Origin of the sequence: Aeromonas aquatica (genome assembly GCF_000764655.1) — a bacterium.
In the GTDB taxonomy this organism is placed as follows: domain Bacteria; phylum Pseudomonadota; class Gammaproteobacteria; order Enterobacterales; family Aeromonadaceae; genus Aeromonas; species Aeromonas aquatica.
Genome location: NZ_JRGL01000019.1, coordinates 1 through 16,069, shown reverse-complemented (window position 1 = coordinate 16,069; position 16,069 = coordinate 1). Strand labels below are relative to the sequence as shown.

Genomic DNA, 16,069 nt, shown 5'->3' with positions numbered 1-16,069 from the left:
TGCAAAAAGCGACCTTCGGGTCGCTTTTTTTTTATCCGTTGGATAGACTCCGCCGAGCATTTCCTCATGTTTCAAAGGCTGGCTATGTCTCTCAACGTCGTGATCCTGGCTGCGGGTAAAGGTACTCGTATGCGCTCCTCCTTGCCAAAAGTACTGCACCCCGTCGCCAACAAGCCCATGGTCTCCCATGTCATCGAGACGGCGCGCCAGATCGGTGCCGAGCAGTTGCATCTGGTCTATGGCCACGGCGCCGAATTGCTGAAGGAGCGGATCGCCGCGCCGGATCTGAACTGGGTGCTGCAGGCGCAGCAGCTGGGGACCGGTCATGCGGTCGCCCAGGCCATTCCGTTCTGGCAGGACGAAGACGACGTACTGGTGCTGTACGGCGATACCCCGCTGATCCAGCCGGAGACCCTGCAACGGCTGCTGGCCGCCAAGGCTGCGGGTGGCATGGCGCTGCTGACCGTGGTGCTGGACAACCCGACCGGTTATGGCCGCATCGTGCGGGCGAACGGTCAGGTGATCGGCATCGTCGAGCAGAAGGATGCCAATACCGAGCAGCTCACCATCCGCGAGGTGAACACCGGCGTGCTGGTGGCCAAGGGGGCGCAGCTGCGCAGCTGGCTGTCCCGCCTGGACAACAAGAATGCCCAGGGCGAGTTCTACCTCACCGATGTGATCGCCATGGCCCACGGCGACGGCTGCCCCATCGCCGCCGTCCACCCGGACGGCGCCATGGAGGTGGAAGGAGCCAACAACCGGGTCCAGCTGGCCCAGCTCGAGCGCAGCTATCAGAAGATGCAGGCCGAGAAGTTGATGATCGCCGGTGTTACCCTGATCGATCCGGCCCGCTTCGATCTGCGCGGCACGCTGGAAATCGGTGAAGAGGTGGTGATCGACGCCAACGTCATCATCGAGGGCAAGGTCAAGCTCGGCAACCATGTGCGCATCGGCGCCGGCGCCGTGCTGAAAGATTGCGAGATAGGCGATCACAGCGAGGTGAAGCCCTACTCCGTTATCGAAGGTGCCCAGGTCGCCGATCAATGCTCGGTCGGTCCTTTCGCACGCCTGCGCCCCGGCGCCGTGCTGGAGCAGGATGCCCACGTCGGCAACTTCGTCGAGATGAAGAAGGCACGGCTCGGGGTTGGCTCCAAATGCGGACACTTGACCTATCTGGGGGATGCGGAGGTCGGCGCCAGGGTGAACATAGGTGCCGGTACCATTACTTGTAATTATGATGGGGTGAACAAGTTCCAGACCATCATAGAGGATGACGTCTTCGTCGGCTCCGATACCCAGCTGGTGGCGCCGGTGCGCATCGGCAAGGGCGCGACCCTGGGGGCGGGTTCCACCATCACCAAGGATGTGGATGAGGATGAGCTGGTCATCACCCGGGTACCCCAGCGTCACATCAAGCACTGGGCCCGCCCGGTGAAGAAGAAGTGATGCCCGATCAATGAAATGAAACCGGCGCCCAAGGGCGCCGGTTTTGTTTTTGGCTTGCCGGCTATGACTCGCGCGGGGAGGAGGACGTGGCCATCACCCGATACCAGTCCAGCTTGCGGGTCAGCATCATGACCAGCGCCAGTATGGCAAACAGCAGCAGGGTGCCGAGCAGCAGGGCTATCTCCTCTGCCTGCAGTAATCCGAACAATATGCTGTATACCAGCCCGAGCAGGGCCGCGAAGCCAAGGCCCTGACGCGGCCCGCCCAGCACGTGGCTGAGGTAGAAGCCGTTGAGCGACACGCTGGCGAGGCTGGCGACCAGGTAAGCCCAGCCAAAGCCCAGGTGCTCGGTCAGCGCCAGCAGCACCAGATAGAAGATGGCCAGCCCCATGCCCACCAGGGCGTACTGGATTGGGTGCACCCGCAGCCCCTTGAGCAGCTCGAACATGAAGAAACTGAGGAAGGTGAGGCCGATGAACAGCAGGGCATACTTGGCGGCCCGCTCGTTCAGCTGATAGTGATCCACCGGCTGTACCAGGCTGACGCTGAAACTCGGCAGCTTGGCGCCCACCCCTTTCATCAGGCGGGTGAAGCGGGTCTCCATGTCGGTGGCAAACCAGCTGGTCTGCCAGCTGGCTTCGAACCCCTGCTCGCCCAGGGTGCGGTTGCCCGGCAGGAAGTCGCCGATGAAGTTGGGGTGGGGCCAGTTACCGCTCAGATGCAACTTGCTGTCCTGACCGAGGGGGACCACTTCCAGCGCATTCATCCCCTGCAGGTTCAGCTCGATGTGAAAGCGGCCATCCTCGCCGGGCAAGGCATCCAGTGGCGCGTGGATGCCGGCCATCCCATCTCCCAACAGGGCGCCGGGCGCGAAGGGGATACGCGCCTCCCCCAGCCGCAGCTCGGGCACGCTGTTGATGCCGCGGGCATCGGACAGCACCAGGCTGAGGTAGGGTTTGCCCGGGACAAGGGCGGGATCGGCGCCATCAAAACGCAAATCAGGGTTGTCGGCCACCAGCAGCTTGTCATTCAGATTGCTAGGCAAGCGGCCGGAGAGGGAGAGGCGGGTCTGGTACACCTGAGCCTGATAGATGCCGAGTTTGCGCGGGGTCACCTCCATGCTGGACCGCACATCCAGCTGCTCCGGCAACAGGTAGCGATAGACCCGCTCCTCGCGAACGAAACGCTTGCCATCCTGCTCCACCGTCACGGCCCGGGTATAGGGCTGCACCAGCACGGGCCCCAGCAGTCGTTGCGGGCCGCTGCTGCTGGCCATGATGCTGTTGATGGCCTGGCTGCGATAAGCCTGGCGCTCCCGGTTCAGCTCCATGATGGAGTGCACCGGGATCATCAGCAGCAGGCTGAGCAGCAGCAGCAGGACAATCTTGTGGGTGAGTATCTGTTTGACCATGACGCATCTCCTTGTTGATGGGTGCCATGGTGCAGAGTCAGGGTGAAGGGGTGATGGGGCCCTGTGAAGTGAGGGTGAAGGGAATAAAAAAACCGGCGCTGGGCGCCGGTTTTTGCAATCACATCTTCTTCAACTGGGCCGGCAGGGCGGCAAACACCTCTTCCTTCGCCTTGAGGGAGGCAAATTGCTTGCCCGGCTTCTGGATGACGGTGTGGACGAAGATGAGCTTCTTGTCCTGCTTGCTGGCCCAGCCGACGAACCAGCCGATCTGCTGATCCCGGTTGAGGCTGCCATCCAGCAGCTTGGGATAACCCATGCCGGTCTTGCCGTGGATCTGCCAGCCGTCGATGTCCGGTTGGCGCAGTATGGCGCTGGTGTGGTTCAGGGTCTGGGCTGAGACCGGCAGCTTGCCGCTCACCAGCTTGCCGAGGAAGCGGGCCTGCTCCTGCGGGCTGATGGCGAGGCTGGAGCTGAGCCAGGCCTGGGTCAGACCGTCGTGCTTGCCCGGGTTGCCCGCGAGATCCCGGTTGCCGTAGTCGAAGCGGTCGACGTATTGCTGGAGGCGAGCCATCCCCAGCCACTCGGTGAGGCGCTGGGAGTACCAAATCACCGAGTAGGTCATCCAGCGGCTCGGGGTGGTGGTCTCCCGCCACTCCGGCAGGAAGTCGGCGTCGCCGGGCTTGAACGGCAGGGCTGGCAGCTGTTCATCCACCAGGAAGCCGCTGTCATAGCCCATCAGCGCCAGCGGGATCTTGAAGGTGGAGGCGGGTGGCAGCTGGGCGGCGCAATCCCCCTCGGTGGAAATCGGTTTGCCGCTGCCATCGGCAAACAGCAGGCAGCCGGAGGCTGCGCTGGCGGGCAATGAACAGAGCAGGCCGGCGGCGAGCAGGCCGGACAGCAGGATGCGGGGCATGAATATCTCCTTGATTCATCTGAATGCGCGTCTATGCCCCTGGTGGGGCAAGCTCTCGAGGAGGCACAGCCTAGCTGCGCTCTGTGTGCTCGGTGTGAAGTCAGCCGGCCGGCAGCCACAACTCGGCCAGTACCCCGCCTTCCGGCAGGTTGCCCAGGGTCAGTTGGCCGCCGTGCTGGCGGGCCACCTCGGCGGCAAAGCTGAGCCCCAGACCGCTGCTCTTGCCCTTGTCGGGCCTGGGCAGGGAGTAGAAACGCTCGAAGATCCGTGGCAGCGCATAGTCCGGGATGCCGGGCCCCTGATCCCGCACCAGGAAGCAGTAGCCGTCGGCGCTCATCTCGCCGCTCAACCAGACTCGGCCCCCCAGGGGGGAGAAGTCGAGGGCATTATCCAGCAGGTTGCCGAGGGCCTGCTCCACCAGCAGGGGATCCCATTTCTGTTTGGGGGCCTCGGTGAGTTCGCCTTCGAGGCTGATCTGGCGGCGTGCGGCGACTATCTGGCGAGCATCCAGGGTTCGCCTGCCCAGCCTGGCGGGCGCGATGGCCTGTCTGTCCAGCCCCTGACCCGATTCGAGGCGCGCGAGCTGCAGCATGCGCTCTATCAGTTGCTGCATGCGGGCCGTTTCCTGGTTGATATTGCCGATAAAGCGCCTGGCAACCTCTGGCGGCGGTGTCTCATCCAGCAGTTCACCGGCCCCGCGAATGGCGGCAAGCGGGCTTTTGAGCTCGTGGGTCAGGCTGTGGACATAGGATTCGATGTAGGACTTGCCATCGAGCTGGCGGCGCATGGTCTCCAGGGAGCGGCCGAGCCGGTCCAGCTCCGGGCTATGGAGTCTGGGCAGGGGCGCGGGCTTATCCTGACTGACCGCATCGGCATAGTGCACCAGCTTGCCGATGGCGCGGGTGAGCCACCACACCAGCAGGGCGCCGATCAGCAGCGAGAGACCCAGCAGCAGCGCGGCCCCTTGCAGCAACTGGCGTTCGCTGCGCTCTATCATGGGCAGCAGGGTGCGATTGGGTTTGGCGACGGTAAGGGATCCCAGGATCTCATCCCCCTCCCGCAGCGGCGCGGCCACGTGCATCACCGAGCTGGCGGGATCGTCCGGGTCACTGCGAGTGCTGCGGGCGCCGTATTCACCGCGCAGGGTGCGGTAAACATCGTTCCAGCGTGAATAGTCCTTGCCGAGATCCTGGCCGCTGGAGTCATAGACCACCTTGCCCTGGGCATCGACCACATAGATGCGGTACTCGGCTTGTTGTTTGAGGTGGCCGTCGATCAGGGCGTTAAGCGGAGTCTGGTTGAGGCGATCGAAAGCGCTGGCTAGCCGGCCATCCACCATCTTGCCTTCCTGCAGATCGTCCAGCGCCAGCGGGGCCAGCAGCTGGGCCATGTCGACCAGGGTGTCCTCGGTGGCGCTGCGCACCCCGGGTTTTATCTCCTCGACGAAGATCTCCAGCACGAACCAGGCGGCCAGCGCGAAGATCAGCACCAGCCCGCACAGCAGTTGCAGCCCTATTCTCATGCGTAGTCCCGCCAGTACGGCTGTTGCAGTCCTGTTCTCATACCTAGCCTCGTCCTAGAGCGCATGGCAGTTGCGGTTTTATGCTCATGCCAGTTCCAGGCTGTAGCCCAGCCCGCGATGGGTCAGGATCAGATTTGCCTCCGAGTCCCGCTCCCGCAGCTTGGCGCGCAGGGTCTTGATGTGGGTGTCGACGGTGCGATCCAGGCTCTCTTCGGCCCCGCTCCACACCAGGTCCATCAGCTGCTGGCGGGAATAGACCCGGCCCGGCGCCAGCATCAGGGTCTTGAGCAGCAGGTATTCGTAGCGGGTGAGGGCCAGCGCCTGGCCGTGGAAGCAGATGCGGGCCCGCTCCTCGTCCAGCGCCAGCAATTGGCTCGGTTGGGGGATTATGGGCTGGCTGCGGCGCAGTATCACCCTCACCCTGGCGCACACCTCCCGCGGCGAGAAGGGTTTGGCCACGTAGTCGTCGGCGCCTATCTCCAGCCCGATCAACCTGTCTATCTCCTCGCTGCGGGCGGTGAGGAACATCAGCGGCGTGTCGCAGCGGGCCCGCACCTGCTTGCACAGCTCGAAGCCGCTGATGTCTGGCAGCCCCACATCCAGGATCAGGAAATCCGGTCGCGTCTGTTCCAGTCGCGACAGCAACGGCTGGCCGAGGGGGAACCACTCCACCTCGAAACCATCGGTCTGCAGGGCATAGATCAGGGTGTCGGCGATGCTGGCCTCATCTTCCACCAGCCAGATGACTCGTTTTTGCATGGCGTCCTCGTCATAAATCGGCCTGACCATTCTGGCATCGAACCAAATCGGATCCTATTTGCCGTTTGATTTTTCCAAAAAAGGTATTAATATTTCGACATTCTTTCGAATCGAAACTTTAAGATGACCAAGCGCAACACTCAGCAGCGTCGCCACACCATAGTGACCCTGGTACAGGAACAGGGGGAAGTGAGCGTCGATACCCTCGCCAAATACTTCTCCACCTCGGAGGTGACCATCCGCAAGGATCTGGCCGTGCTGGAGACCGGTGGTCTGCTGCTGCGTCGTTACGGTGGTGCCGTGCCCCTGCCGAGCGAGATGGTGGCGGACAGCAACCCCGAACAAGTTTCGAACCGAAAGCTGGCCATTGCCCGTGCCGCCGCCGAGCGCATCCGCGATCACAATCGCGTCATCATCGACAGCGGCAGCACCACCAGCGCCATGATCCCCATGCTGGGCAGCAAGCGTGGCCTCATAGTGATGACCAACTCCCTCAACGTAGCCGGTGCCCTGCGCGAGCTCGAGAACGAGCCTACCCTGCTGATGACCGGCGGCACCTGGGATCCCCACTCCGAATCCTTCCAGGGTCAGGTGGCGGAGCAGGTGCTGCGCTCCTATGACTTCGACCAGCTGTTCATCGGCGCCGACGGCATAGACCCGGAGCGAGGCACCACCACCTTCAACGAGCTGGTGGGCCTCTCCCGTGTGATGGCCGAGGTGTCCCGCGAGGTCATCGTCATGGTCGAGTCGGAGAAGATAGGTCGCAAGATCCCCAATCTGGAGCTGCCCTGGGCACAGATCCATACCCTGGTCACCGACGCCGGCCTGGCCAACGAGACCCGGCAACTACTCGAGTCCAAAGGGGTGACGCTGATCTGCGCCCCCCTCGCAGGCTGAATCTCGCCTGCTCATCCCATTGTTTGTTAACAGTTCAAGTTCAAGGAGAAGTCTATGTGTGGCATCGTCGGGGCCGTGGCCCAACGTGATGTGGCTGAAATCCTGGTAGAAGGCCTGCGCCGTCTGGAATACCGCGGCTATGACTCCGCCGGTGTGGCCGTGTTCAGCGCCAACCAGCCGCTGCAGCGGGTGCGTCGTCTCGGCAAAGTGGCCGAGCTGGCCAAGGCGCTGGAAGAGCAGTCCGTCCACGGCGGCACCGGCATCGCCCACACTCGCTGGGCGACCCACGGCGAGCCGTCCGAGCGCAATGCCCACCCCCACATCTCCGAACATATAGTGGTGGTGCACAACGGCATCATCGAGAACCACGAAGAGCTGCGCAGCAGGTTGCAGGGCATGGGCTACGAGTTCAGCTCAGACACCGACACCGAGGTGATCGCCCACCTGGTACACCACGAGCTGAAATCCGCCCCCAGCCTGCTGGCCGCCATGCAGGTGGCGGTGAAGCAGCTGCGTGGCGCCTACGGCACTGTGGTGATGGACAGCCGCGACGACAGCCGCGTGGTGGTGGCCCGCTCCGGCTCCCCGCTGGTGATCGGCCGCGGCATCGGCGAGAACTTCATCGCCTCCGATCAGATGGCGTTGCTGCCGGTGACCCGCCGCTTCATCTTCCTGGAAGAGGGGGACGTAGCCGAGGTGACCCGTCGCGACGTGCACATCTTCGACACTCACGGCGACGCCGTGGTGCGCGAGGAGCTGGAGTCCGAGCTCTCCCACGACGCCGGTGACAAGGGCGAGTACCGCCACTACATGCTCAAAGAGATCTACGAGCAGCCCAAGGCCATCACCAACACCCTGGAAGGGCGTCTGGGCAGCGATCACGTGGTGGTCGAGTCCTTCGGCAACGGTGCCCGCGCCATCTTCGACAAGGTGGAGCACGTCCAGATCGTGGCCTGCGGCACCTCCTACAACTCCGGCATGGTGGCCCGCTACTGGTTCGAAGAGATAGCCGGCGTCTCCTGCGACGTGGAGATCGCCTCCGAGTTCCGCTATCGCAAGTCTGTGGTGCGCCCCAACAGCCTGCTGGTGACCCTGTCCCAGAGCGGCGAGACCGCCGATACCCTGGCGGCCCTGCGGCTGGCCAAGGAGTCCGGCTACATGAGCTCGCTTGCCATCTGCAACGTGCCGGGCTCTTCCCTGGTACGTGAATCGGATCTCGCCTTCATGACCCGTGCCGGTGCCGAGATCGGCGTCGCCTCCACCAAGGCCTTCACCACCCAGCTGGCCGGCCTGCTGATGCTGGTGGCCTCCGTCGGTCACTGCCGTGGCAACCTGAGTGCCGCCGCCGAGGCCGAGCTGGTCAAGGCGCTGCAAGCGCTGCCGCTGCGCATCAAGGAGAGCCTGGCGCTGGCCAAGCAGATCGAGACCCTGGCCGAAGAGTTTGCCGACAAGCACCACAGCCTGTTCCTCGGCCGTGGCAGCCAGTACCCTATCGCCATGGAGGGGGCGCTCAAGCTGAAGGAGATCTCCTACATCCACGCCGAAGCCTATGCCGCCGGTGAGCTCAAGCATGGCCCGCTGGCGCTGATCGATGCCGAGATGCCCATCATAGTGGTGGCGCCGAACAACGATCTGCTGGAGAAGCTCAAGTCCAACGTGGAAGAGGTGCGTGCCCGCGGCGGTATCCTTTATGTGTTCGCCGATGCGGATGCCGGCTTCAAGAGCGACGAGACCATGCGGGTGATGAGCCTCAACCACGTGGAAGAGATGATAGCCCCCATCGTTTACACTGTGCCGTTGCAGCTGCTCTCCTACCACGTCGCCCTCATCAAGGGCACGGACGTGGATCAGCCACGCAACCTGGCGAAATCCGTCACCGTGGAATAAACCCCGGGTTCACGGGGCATCCTGCCTCGGAAGATCCAGCCAGAAAACCGGCGCACCATGCCAGTGGTGCGCCGGTTTTTTATTGCTCAACTTATTGAAAGCAGGCAGTTTATATCAAAGCTAAGCTTCCTCTAGATCGAGTGGCTTATGGCAATGGTCACTCATTATTGAACTGGAGCAGGAAGCACCATGAATCATCCTCAAGACTTCCATCAGTCAGCAACCGTGCTGGTGGTGGACGATACCCCGGACAACCTGATGCTGATGGCCGCCTTGCTCAAGGACAAGTACAGGGTCAAGGTTGCCAACAGCGGTGAGAAGGCGCTACGCATCCTGCAGGGGGATCCTCTGCCTGAGCTGATACTGCTCGACATCATGATGCCGGGACTCTCCGGCCATCAGGTGGCCGAGCGGCTCCTGCAAGAGCCGCGAACCCGCGATATTCCTATCATTTTCCTCACCGCCATGACCGCCGTGGAGAGCGAGATCCAGGGACTGGCGCTCGGCGCCGTGGATTACATCACCAAGCCCATCAGCCCGCCCCGGGTGCTGGCCCGGGTCGATACCCAACTGAAGATCAAGGCTGCCGCCGATTTCCTGCGGGATCAGAACGACTTTCTCGAGCAGGAGGTCCAGCGCCGCACCCGCGAGGTGATGGCCATCCAGGACGTGACCATCCAGGCCATGGCCTCCCTGGCGGAGACCCGTGACAACGAGACCGGCAATCATATTCGCCGCACCCAGCACTACGTCAAACTGCTGGCCGAGCTGCTGCGGGATCACCCCCGTTTTCGTCACTTCCTCGACGACGACACCATCGGGCTGCTGTTCAAGTCGGCCCCCCTGCACGACATCGGCAAGGTCGGCATCCCGGATCACATCCTGCTGAAACCCGGCCGTTTAACGGTGGAAGAGTTCGAGATCATGATGACCCACACCACCCTGGGGCGTGATGCCATCCAGCGGGCCGAGGATCAGCTCGGCATCTCGGTGGACTTTTTGCGTCTGGCCAAGGAGATTGCCTACAGCCATCAGGAGAAGTGGGACGGCAGCGGCTACCCGCAGGGTCTGGCCGGAGATGCCATTCCCATCAGCGCCCGGCTGATGGCGGTGGCCGACGTCTATGATGCGCTGATCAGTCGCCGGGTGTACAAGCCAGGCATGTCTCACCAGGAAGCGGTGGAGATCATCCGCCAGGGGGGGGGCCGGCACTTCGATCCGGACGTCTGCGATGCCTTTCTGTCTGCCCACGAGCAATTCCGGGCTATCGCCGAGCGTTTTAGCGACAGCGAGCAGGATATGACCAATCTGCTGGCGGCCAAGCATAGCCCAACCCCCTGAGCCAGGAACAAGGAGCCCATGATGAGAGTGCTTGCCCTGCTTGAGCGGCTCGCGCTGCGACACAAGCTGATACTGGGGTTTGCCGTGTTGCTGGTGCTTGCGCTGGCACTTGGGGTGCAGAGCCTGCGTGTCCAGACCAAACTGACCCGGGATCTGGATCATCTCTACAGCAAGGATCTGGTAGGTGCCCTCCACCTACAGGAGGCGCGGGTACAGTTGCCGCATATCGTACAGGCGCTCCACAAGGCCGTCGGTACCGATGATGAAGACATCAGGCGCGAGGCCATCAAGCAGCTGCATGACGCCCAGTTGCGCCTGCGCGAGGAGCTGGCTCTGACCCAGCCGACACTCTGGCGTACCGAAAACCTGATCAATGCCTCCGAACTCAAACTACAGCTCGAACGTCACCAACAGCTCGGCGACAGAGCCTTGCAACTGGCTACTCAGGGCCATCAGGATCAGGCGCAGGCGCTGCTCAACGGCGATGAGTTCGAGCAGCTGGATTTTCGCGCCGACAGCATGCTGACGCAGATTGCAAAGATCAAACAGGAGGCTCTGCGGGATCTGGTCATGCAAATCAGCGATTATGCCAAGCGCAGCAGCGTGCTCACCTCCATCCTGCTGCTGGGAGGCCTGGCGCTGGCGCTGATGCTGGCCTGGTTGGTCAGCAAATCGATCAACAATCCGCTCGATCGAGTGCGCCATGCGGTGGACCTGCTGGCGGCCGGGCAGCTGGATCAACCCATACCCCATGTCGATATGTCCAACGAGACTGGCGACTTGGCGCGGGCCATCGCCACCTTGCAGCTCGAGGCACGCCAGCTCGAGCTGCAGCGCAAGGTCAAGTCCCATGTCTCTTTGCTGCAGGTCGATCTGCAGCAGGCAGAGACTCCGCAGGAGTTGGCGCAAGTCTTCTTCGCTCACATGGCCCCATCACTTGGCATCTGCCAGGGGGGGCTCTACAGCCTGCATCAAGGCTCAAGCAGCCTGCAACTGTTGGGGGGTTATGCCAATGATCCCGCGCATCCGCTGGCAGTGACGGTTGCTCTCGGTGAGGGGCTGCTCGGTCAGTGCGCGATCGATCGTCGGCCGCGTCAGCTGGAGGGGTTGGCCGAGTCATTCTGGCATGTGCGTTCCCAGTTGGGGGGGGCTCCGGCCAGCCACCTGCTGGTGCAACCCGTGATGCGTGGCGATCGACTGCTCGGTGTAATGGAGTTGGCCGGTTTCCATCCCCTTGGGGAGACTGAGGCTCTCTTATTGCAGGAGGTGTTGCCCAGGCTGGCTGGTGCCATGGCCATCATGGAACGCAGCGAGGCCGCCCTGACTCTGTTACAGGAGACCCGGCGCCAGGCCGACGAGATGGGGGCACAAACCCTGCAACTGGAGCGTCAGGCGGTAGAACTGGAGGTGCAGCAATCTGCGTTGCGGGCCACCGAGGCATGGTATCGCGGCATTATAGAGGCGGCGCCAGACGGCATGCTGGTGATCGGTGCCGATGGCCGCATCCTGCTCACCAATCCGCAGCTGGACAAGCTGTTCGGCTATGCCAGCGGCGAGCTGATCGGTCAATCCATCGAGTGTCTGGTACCGGAGAGCGGCCGTGGCGCCCATGTGGCGCGGCGTGATGACTTCATCACTCACGGCAGCACTCGCCAGATGGGGGCGAGCATCGAAGATCTGCAAGGGGTGCGCAAGGATGGCGGCCTGTTCTCCGTGGAGATCGGCTTGTCCCACCTGCCCACTCTGGCCGGGCGTGGCACCTGTGTCTGTGCCTCGGTGCGGGATGTCAGTGAGCGCCGGGCGTTGGGGGCCAGGTTGCGCACGGCCAGTGAGCGCCTGACGCTGGCGCAGGAGGCTGGCGGCATAGGTCTGTTCGACATGGATCTCGTGACCGGCCATGGCTACTGGACACCCCAGCTGGAAAATATGTTCGGGCTGGAGCCGGGTGGCTTCGGCGGCACGCTGGATCACTGGAAGGCGCTGCTGCACCCCGATGATGCGACGCCTGCCGGCGACGCCTTCGAAATGGCGATCGCAAACGGCGATGACCGACTCGAGATCGATTTTCGTATCCTGCGTCAACGGGATGGTGCGGTGCGCACCTTCAAGTCCCTGTGTCGTTTTACTCGCACCCCGGAAGGAACGCCGCTGCGGGCAACCGGGGTCAATATCGACGTCACGGCGCTGACCGAGGCACGCGCGGTCGCGGAGGAGGCGACCCAGGCCAAGAGCGCCTTCCTCGCCAATATGAGCCACGAGATCCGTACCCCGATGAACGCCATCATCGGCATGAGCCATCTGGCGTTGGGTACAGAGCTGGATCGTCGCCAGCGCAACTACATCGAAAAGGTGCATCGCTCGGCGGAGAACCTGCTCGGCATCATCAACGACATTCTCGATTTCTCGAAGATCGAGGCCGGCAAGATGGATCTGGAGCAGATCCCCTTCCATTTGGAGGATGTGCTGGACAATTTTGCCAACATGATTGGCCTGCGTGCCGAAGACAAGGGTCTTGAACTGTTGTTCAACACCGCCATCGATCTGCCTACCGCACTGGTGGGGGATCCGCTGCGGCTGGGGCAGGTACTGATCAACCTGGGCAATAATGCCGTGAAGTTCACCGAGCGCGGCGAGATAGTAGTAGGTGCCGAGTTGCTCGGCGATGATGGCGCTGGATTGGAGCTGCACTTCTGGGTGCGTGATACCGGTATTGGCATGAGCATCGAACAATGCGAAGGGATATTCCGGTCCTTTAGTCAGGGTGACAGCTCCATCACCCGCAAATACGGTGGCACCGGATTGGGTCTCTCCATCTCCAAACGCCTGATCGAGTTGATGGGGGGGCGCATCTGGGTAGAAAGCGTGCCTGGGCAGGGCTCCACCTTCCATTTTACGGCCATCCTTGGACGCCAGGACGAGCTGTTGCCACGGCGCATGTTCACCCAGGACGAGCTGCGCGGTGTGCGGGCGCTGGTGGTCGACGACAATGCCAGCGCCCGCGAGATCCTATCTGGCATGGCCAGCAGCTTTGGGGTCGAGGTGGACGTGGCCGACGGTGGTCGCATGGCCCTGGCAATGCTGGTGGAAGCCGAGCACAAGCACTTGCCCTATGACCTGGTATTGATGGACTGGCGCATGCCGGGCATGGACGGAGTTGAGACGGTGCGGCAGATACATGGGGCCAACCTGGTCCGCACACCGTCGGTGATCATGGTCACAGCCTTCGGCCGTGAGGAGGTGCGTGAGCAGGCAGAGTTGCACGGTGTCGTGTTGCCCATGGTGCTGACCAAGCCGGTGACACCATCCACCTTGCTGGAGGCGTTGGGGGGGGCGCTCGGTAGGACGCCTCAGCTCGATACCCGCCTGGCTGAACGCAGCGAGCAGAGCGCCAGCACCACGGCCAGCCTGCGTGGTGCTCGCCTGCTGCTGGTGGAGGACAACGAGCTGAACCGTGAGCTGGTGAACGAGCTGTTGCAGGGGGTGGGTATAGAGTTGCATCAGGCGTTTGATGGTCAGCAGGCGCTCGACTTGTTGGAGCGTGACGCCGACTTCGACGGCGTATTGATGGATTGCCAGATGCCGGTGATGGACGGCTACACCGCGACCCAGCTGATCCGCCAGCAGCCACGTTTCGCGGCGTTGCCGGTGATCGCCATGACGGCCAACGCTATCAGCGGGGATCGTGAGCGAGTACTGGCTTGCGGCATGAACGACCACATCGCCAAGCCAATCAATGTGGATACCATGTTTGCCACTCTGGCCAAGTGGATCAGGCCGCAGGCGCGCGTACCGGCGAAAGTGGTAGAGGTTGAGCACCAAGCGGACATCATCTTGCCTGCAGAGCTTGATGGCATCGATCAGGCCGCCGGATTGGCCACCTGTCAGGGGCATACCGATCTCTATCTGCGGTTGTTGCACAAATTCCTTACCGCCTATCGAGGTTTTACCGAGCAGTTCGAGGTCGCACTTGCCGACACAGATCCTGTGGCGGCGGCTCGGCTCGCACACAGCCTGAAGGGAACGGCTGGCAATATCGGCGCCTTCGGGATAACACAAGCGGCAGCTGAACTGGAACGGCTCTGCCAGACAGGAGCGGCGGATGACCTGGTCCAGGCCAGTCTGGCCGAGGTTGAGTTAAGACTGGGGCCGGTGCTCGATGCTCTGGCCTGTCTGGGAGAGGAGCAGCCTGCGCCGAAACCGCGGACACAGGAGTCCGATCCCTACCTTCAGCCACGATTGGCCCGACTTGGCCGTTTGCTGGCCGAGAGTGACAGCGAGGCGGTCGAGGCGCTGCTTGAGCTGCGAGCCCTTGCCTTGGCACCCGCACTGGCCGAGCGTCTGGCTCGGGTAGCTCAACAGGTGGATCGCTATGATTTCGACGCCGCCCTGGCCCTGCTGGAGGGCTGAACAGGACACGCAGGATAAATTGGAATGATTGCTATCCTAGGGTGATATGACCTAGCCACAGAATGGAAAAGAGCCGCATCGCGGCTCTTTTTGCTTTTCCATCGGCCTGTCTAGGACAGACGCAGATTGGTGATGGTCACATCATCCAGGGAGGGCACTATGATGCCGCTGGAGATGCTCTTGGCGATCGCCTGGTTGCGGTTCTTGGAGTCCGTCTTGTTGGTGACCTGGTTGAGGTGGAAGTTCACCGTGCGTTCGCTGATGCCGAGTATGGTGGCGATCTCCCAGGAGGTTTTGCCCTCGCTGGCCCAGAACAGGCACTCTTTCTCCCGATCCGACAGCTCGGCCAGGTGCTTCATCAGGTCCGGTCTGCTCTTTATCAGCTGCAGCGCCGAGTTGAAGATGTAGCTGGCGCAAAATGACAGCAAGGGAACGTTTTCAAACATCAGGTCAGAACTGGATTTTTCCTTGCTGATAAAGGAAAGGATGCCGTGCTCTCCTTGCGGGGTATGCAGCGGGAAGGAGACGCCATTTCTCACCCCGAAGTCGGCCGCCAGGTTCATCACCTCCCGACTGGCGCTGGGCAACCAGGGGGAATCGCAGTCGAGTTTGTTCCAGAAGATGGGCTGGGTCTGCTTAAGGCCCAGAAAAACCACTGGATCCTGAGTCAGGTAGTGCCGCTCCGAATAGGCTTCAAACCAGCTGGTTGGGCAATTGTTAAATAATGCTACGTGGGATTTTTGCATGCTGATGGGAAAAATAATCAGCAAACGGAAGTAATCAAACCCCATCTGATGACTGAAGCGCTCCAGTTGTTGCTGGATATCGCTGGTCTTCTTGGCCTTGGTGAACCGATCAATGTGTTCCCAGATCGCATCGTTAAACATGTCACTCTCCTTTTCCGACCTCTATCATCCTGATCGAAAAGACATTTTTTAGTTATTTAATATGGTGTTGTGACAACCAACGCCCGTAACTCCCGTGTTTGTCTAAAAATTATCCTGTTTTTTCGGCAGAAGGCCAAGAAAATCATCTGATTGTCTCTGTCACGATACGTTGATGCCGCAAGAGTAATTGTCATGATCCAGTCTGTGTGCAGTGGAATGGCCTTGGAGGCCGGTCCCGTTACCACTGGCCGTTCACTTCTTTCTTTATGAAAGCAGGCATTTTGGTCGCCCCCGCTCTGAATGACGGCAAATCCTTTCAACAACATCATAGAGAAAGCAGTGGATGCGGCCGCCTGGCCAAGACAGGGTTGCAGAATGCACAACTGCAACTGCTCGCCAGGCAGTACGGTTATCCCAAGGGCCGCCGAGCTGCTGTTGCAGCAAAGCCAGGTGGACTAGGCCATGAGTCACCTAGCAGCCATAGAGCGAGCAGGACAACAGAGACAAGGTTATGCTGGTGCAAGCGCGCCCTCATCATAAGGAGCAGCATGCACAGGTGTTGGAATCGGTCTTTGAACTGCAAAGGGCGTTGTTTCCTA

The 16,069-nt window shown here is 61.7% G+C and carries 10 protein-coding genes; 5 read left to right on the top strand and 5 right to left on the bottom strand.

The window, feature by feature from the left end:
- The first annotated feature begins 84 nt into the window (after positions 1-84).
- Positions 85-1,446: a bifunctional UDP-N-acetylglucosamine diphosphorylase/glucosamine-1-phosphate N-acetyltransferase GlmU gene (gene glmU / locus LG30_RS0105200; protein WP_033129657.1), complete on the top strand. Its 1,362-nt coding sequence runs from the start codon at positions 85-87 to the stop codon at positions 1,444-1,446.
- Positions 1,447-1,507: 61 nt separating this feature from the next.
- Here the strand turns inward: glmU and creD are convergent, their stop codons facing one another.
- From creD to blrA, 4 genes are all read right to left on the bottom strand, one after another.
- A complete protein-coding gene (creD, locus tag LG30_RS0105195) occupies positions 1,508-2,857 on the bottom strand; it encodes a cell envelope integrity protein CreD (protein ID WP_033129656.1) in 1,350 nt (449 codons plus the stop codon).
- Positions 2,858-2,975: 118 nt separating this feature from the next.
- The gene (gene blaOXA / locus LG30_RS0105190; protein ID WP_033129655.1) at positions 2,976-3,770 is read right to left on the bottom strand and encodes a class D beta-lactamase; all 795 of its coding nucleotides are present in this window, start codon (positions 3,768-3,770) and stop codon (positions 2,976-2,978) included.
- A gap of 100 nt (positions 3,771-3,870) precedes the next feature.
- On the bottom strand, positions 3,871-5,292 hold the full coding sequence (blrB, locus tag LG30_RS0105185) for a beta-lactam sensor histidine kinase BlrB (protein ID WP_033129654.1): 1,422 nt from the start codon (positions 5,290-5,292) through the stop codon (positions 3,871-3,873).
- A gap of 84 nt (positions 5,293-5,376) precedes the next feature.
- On the bottom strand, positions 5,377-6,051 hold the full coding sequence (gene blrA / locus LG30_RS0105180) for a beta-lactam response regulator transcription factor BlrA (RefSeq protein ID WP_033129680.1): 675 nt from the start codon (positions 6,049-6,051) through the stop codon (positions 5,377-5,379).
- A 123-nt stretch (positions 6,052-6,174) separates the two neighbouring features.
- Between blrA and LG30_RS0105175 the strand changes: the two genes are divergently transcribed.
- From LG30_RS0105175 to LG30_RS0105160, 4 genes are all read left to right on the top strand, one after another.
- Positions 6,175-6,948 carry a DeoR/GlpR family DNA-binding transcription regulator gene (locus LG30_RS0105175; protein ID WP_033129653.1) on the top strand — a complete coding sequence of 258 codons (774 nt, stop codon included), beginning with the start codon at positions 6,175-6,177 and terminating at the stop codon, positions 6,946-6,948.
- Between the two features lie 54 nt (positions 6,949-7,002).
- Entirely contained in the window at positions 7,003-8,835 is a 1,833-nt protein-coding gene (gene glmS / locus LG30_RS0105170) for a glutamine--fructose-6-phosphate transaminase (isomerizing) (protein ID WP_033129652.1), read from the top strand.
- 189 nt (positions 8,836-9,024) lie between these two features.
- A complete protein-coding gene (locus tag LG30_RS0105165) occupies positions 9,025-10,176 on the top strand; it encodes a response regulator (protein WP_033129651.1) in 1,152 nt (383 codons plus the stop codon).
- 18 nt (positions 10,177-10,194) lie between these two features.
- On the top strand, positions 10,195-14,583 hold the full coding sequence (locus LG30_RS0105160) for a response regulator (RefSeq protein ID WP_033129650.1): 4,389 nt from the start codon (positions 10,195-10,197) through the stop codon (positions 14,581-14,583).
- Between the two features lie 110 nt (positions 14,584-14,693).
- Here LG30_RS0105160 and LG30_RS0105155 read toward each other — a convergent pair whose 3' ends face one another.
- Entirely contained in the window at positions 14,694-15,470 is a 777-nt protein-coding gene (locus LG30_RS0105155) for a LuxR family transcriptional regulator (RefSeq protein WP_033129649.1), read from the bottom strand.
- Between the last annotated feature and the right edge of the window lie 599 nt (positions 15,471-16,069).